We start from the raw sequence: 4,239 nt of genomic DNA on the forward strand, positions 1-4,239 counted from the left end.
GGGCCGAATATACTGAGCGGGATTATTGCCATGGTCAAAAGGAACGGGACCAGCGGTAAAAACCGTGCCCGTGCCCGTAACCCGTTAAAGGAAAGACCGAAAAACGTAAATTCATAGAGAACGATTACAAGCGGGAGGGTGAAGGCTATCTCCTTTGTCTTCATGGCGAGCACGGCCGAGACGAGGGAGAGGATGTAAAAGACACTCCGGCTCTTCAACTCCGGAGACAACCTCCATTTAACATAAAGCGCCAGAGAGAGAAGGTAAAAGAGTGTCGCAAGAGAGGCAAAGCGTTGCGTTATATAGGTGACGGCCTGGGTCTGGACCGGGTGGCTTATGAAGATAAGGGCCGCACCGAGTGCGATAAAGTAACTCAGCCGCGTGTCTTCTCCGGCCCCGGAAAGGGCCGGGCTCCGGAAAGTGAGTAGCGCGAGCCACCAGACCAGGAGGCCGTTTATTACGTGGATGACGACGTTTACCAGATGATAGCCGACCGGCGAGTACCCGCCGACGGCGTAGTTAAGGGCAAAGGAGAGGAAGGCCACGTACCTCGTGCCAGAGATGTCGAGGAAGTTCCCGAGGCTCCGCACCTCCGGGTTCTTAAGGATGTAGATGTGATCGTCAACGAGGAAGGGGCCGCTGAGGGCGTTAGAGTAGACAAGCCCGGCGGTTACAACTATACCCATGACGGCGGCAAGCCTGCCCCACCTTCCCGAGAGTATCGTTTCTTCGTTGCCGCTCATCTTCTACAGGCTACCTGCTACCGGCCGGAGAGGGAAGCCCGGAGCCTCTTGGCCTCTTCGTGGTCCGGCCTTATCTGAAGTAGCGCTTCGATCTCCCTTGCCGCCTCTTCGGTAAGCCCCTTCTTCTTATAGACAATGGCGAGGTTGTAGTGTATCTCCGCATATCCGGGACTGAGCCTCAGGGCCTCCCTGTACTCCTCTATGGCCTCGTCCAGCCGGCCTTGCACATAGTAGATGCCGGCGAGGTTATTGTGTGCCTCGGCAAAGCCCGGCACAAGGCGCACCGCGGCCTCGAACTCCCTTACGGCGTCGTCCATCCGGCCCAGCTCGAAGTAGAGGATCCCGAGGTTATTGTGGATGCCGGCGTAGCCGGGGCCCAGCGCTACCGCCTCCTCGAACTCCCTCAAGGCGTCACCCGCCCTACCCATCCTCTGGTAGGCGAGACCGAGCCCGTCATGTACCGTGGCCTTGCCGGGCGACTTACTTACCTCGTCGTGCCAGAAGGTCAACTCGTCGGCCCAGACCCTGTTCCGCGTATGGGCGGCGACCGAAAGGGCCGCGACAATTACGAGCACGGCGACCCACGCCCCCCTCCCCCCCCTCCCCCTCCGGAACGCGCCTGAGAGATAAGAGACCGCGGCAGCGAAGGAGACCGAAAGGCCCGCAAGAGGAAGGTAGAGTCGGTGCTCGGCAATGGGGTCCTTTATCGGGATTATTGACGACTCGATCGACAGGGTTATGAAGAACCAGATAATGCCGAAAGAGGCCAGAAGGCCGTGTGCGTGATGCGTGATGCGTGAACGTAAAAACAGATAAACGGCAAAACCAAAAAGAGAAAGAAGGAATAAGAACGACAGAAACACCTCCGGCTCGAATATGGAGTGAGAGAACGGGTAGTCGTAGTCCATGCGCTGGCCCACCGGCAGCACCAGCAGCCTCAGGTAGGTAACGACCACCCTCGACTGGGTTATGAGATAGGCGTAGGGGGGGACGGTCGAAAGATCCTCCACCTGTACCTTTCTAAGGAACTCCTCGTCCACCCCGTGCCTGCCCTCCCAGAGCCCCAGCTCCGGACCGAAGAGTTCGAGAGGGATTATAGCCATGGTCAAAAGGAAAGGGAGCAACGGTAAGAACTGTGTCCGTGGCCGTAGTTCGTGTCCGTTAAAGGAACGGCCGAAAAACGTAAACTCGTAAAGTATGATTACGGCGGGCAGGGTAAAGCTTATCTCCTTTGTCTTCATGGCGAGTACGGCCGAGACGAGCGAGAAGAGATATAAAGCCGCCCGACCCTTCAACTCCGGAGAGAGCCTCCATTTGACGTAGAGGGCAAGTGAGAGCAGGTAGAAGAGTACGGCAAGCGACGTGAACCTCTGTGTTATGTAGGTAACGGCCTGGGTCTGGACCGGGTGTGAGATAAAGACAAGGGCCGAAGCGAGTGCCACGAAGTACTTAAGGCTCGGGTCTACCCCGGTCCGCTCCATGGCCGGGGCTCTGAACGTCAGAAGGACAAGCCACCACACCAGCAAACCGTTTATCGTATGTATCGCCACGTTAGTCAGGTGGTATCCGAAGGTCGAGTACTCGCTGGCGGCGTAGTTAAGGGCGAAGGAGAGGAAGGCCACGTACCTCGTGCCCGAGAGGTCGAGGAAGCTTCCGAGCTCTCGCACCGCCGGGTTTCCCAGTATGTACATGCGGTCGTCCACGAGGAAGGGGCCCTGGAGGGCGTTGGAGTAGACAAGTATTGCGGTTACAACTATACCCATGACGGCTGCAAGCCGTCCCCACCTTCCAGAGAGTATCGTTTCTTCGTTGCCGCTCATCTTCTACAGGCTACCTGTTACCGGCCGGAGAGGGAAGCCCGGAGCCTCTTTGCCTCTTCGTTCCGTCCCGCCAGGTCGTGGGCGAGGCCGAGGTAGTTGCGCACCCTCGCCTTGCGCAGGGATTTTTCCACTGCGTCCCCCCAGAGCGCAAACCCGTCCGCCCCAGACCGCGTTCCTAGCGTGCGCGCTCAGGCTGAGCACGCACACGAAAAGCAAGACCGCCGCCGCCTCGACCCACAGCCTGCCCCGGTCTGCATTCTGGCCCGCCTTATGCATAAAGGGGAAAATACCACGCGGGGGGCGGATATGTAAACAGCTTTCATAGTGCTGCCGCACGGTTAACGTGTATGCGGCCCCACTGCAACTTCCACTCCATAAGCCACCAACGGCCGTCCAGAATTTAAAACACCCTCAGGGTGCTGCCGCACGGTTAACGTGTATGCGACCCCACTGCAACTTCCACCCCATAAGCCACCAACGGTCGTCCAGAATTTGAAACACCCTCAGGGTGCTGCCGCACGGGTAGCGCCATACGCGGCCCCATACAGCATTAGGTATCGCGTACCCAGGAGATCGCCCCGAATTTAAAACACCCTCAGGGTGCTGCCGCACGGCGGGCAACGCTCAGGCGGCCCCAAGATATTGTGGATTTCGCCTCCCCGCCCACTCTCCCTTGTATTTTTTCCTTTACAAGGGGCAAAAACTCTGCTAAATTTTCAGTAAAATCAGCTGGACACGTCCGCATCCGAGCGGGGGGCAGGGGGGGCAGGTATTCCGCAACAGAGCCCGCCATAACCAGAGGGGAAAAGATGAAAATCAAAAAACTCGCTATCCACGGCTTCAAGTCCTTCGTGGACAAGACCCCGTTCGTCTTCCCCAAGGGCACCTCGGCCATAGTGGGACCTAACGGGTGCGGCAAGAGCAACATCGTGGACGCCGTCCGGTGGGTCCTCGGCGAGCACAACGCCCGGCACCTCCGTGGCAAGGTCATGGAGGACCTGATCTTCGCCGGGAGCGATTCGAGAAAACAACTCGGCATGGCCGCAGTCGCCCTGACCCTCTCGAACGAAGGGGGCCAGGCCCCGGCGCGCTACGCGAACTTCACCGAGATAGAGGTCGAGAGGCGGCTGTTCCGCTCCGGCGACAGCGAGTACTACATAAACAAGGTCCCCGCTCGGCTTAAGGACATAGTCGACCTCTTCGCCGATACGGGAATCGGCACCCGCGCCTACTCCATAATAGAGCAGGGCCAGGTCGGGTGGCTCGTTACCGCGAAGCCGGAGGAAAGGCGGACCCTCTTCGAGGAGGCCGCCGGCATAAACAAGTACAAGCAGAAAAAGGACGCGGCACTCAGGAAGCTTCAGGGCGCGCGCGAAAACCTCACCCGCGTGAACGACATCATTAGCGAGGTCAAGCGCCAGCTGAACTCGCTGAACCGCCAGGCCAAAAAGGCCGAAAGGTACAAGGTCCTCAAAGACGAGCTTAAATCCCTCGACCTCTATCTCGCCTCGCTCGAATACAGTCGCATGGCGGAGCGGAGGACCGGGGCGGAGAAAAAACTGTCCTCCGCCTCGGACGCGGAGCTCGCGCTCTCGGGCAGGATAAGCACCCGGGAGGCCGAGGCCGAGGAGCTTAACATAGAATACCTCGCCGCCGAGACCGAGTTCAAGGTCATA

General features: G+C 58.7%; 3 protein-coding genes. 1 reads left to right on the top strand and 2 read right to left on the bottom strand.

What is annotated here, in order from left to right; all coding sequences use genetic code 11:
* Together V3W31_03325 and V3W31_03330 are read right to left on the bottom strand one after the other, a co-directional pair.
* The coding region (locus tag V3W31_03325; GenBank protein MEE9613971.1) for a hypothetical protein at positions 1-743 on the bottom strand (743 nt) is incomplete at its 3' end.
* A gap of 17 nt (positions 744-760) precedes the next feature.
* Positions 761-2,563 (bottom strand): tetratricopeptide repeat protein, encoded by a 1,803-nt coding sequence (locus tag V3W31_03330; GenBank protein MEE9613972.1) that lies wholly within the window; start codon positions 2,561-2,563, stop codon positions 761-763.
* A gap of 809 nt (positions 2,564-3,372) precedes the next feature.
* On the opposite strand from V3W31_03330, the gene V3W31_03335 reads away from it, so the two are divergent.
* Positions 3,373-4,239: AAA family ATPase (locus tag V3W31_03335; protein ID MEE9613973.1), on the top strand; the 867-nt coding region annotated here is incomplete at its 3' end.

It is taken from the genome of Thermodesulfobacteriota bacterium, from assembly GCA_036482575.1.
Lineage (GTDB): Bacteria > Desulfobacterota > GWC2-55-46 > GWC2-55-46 > JAUVFY01 > JAZGJJ01.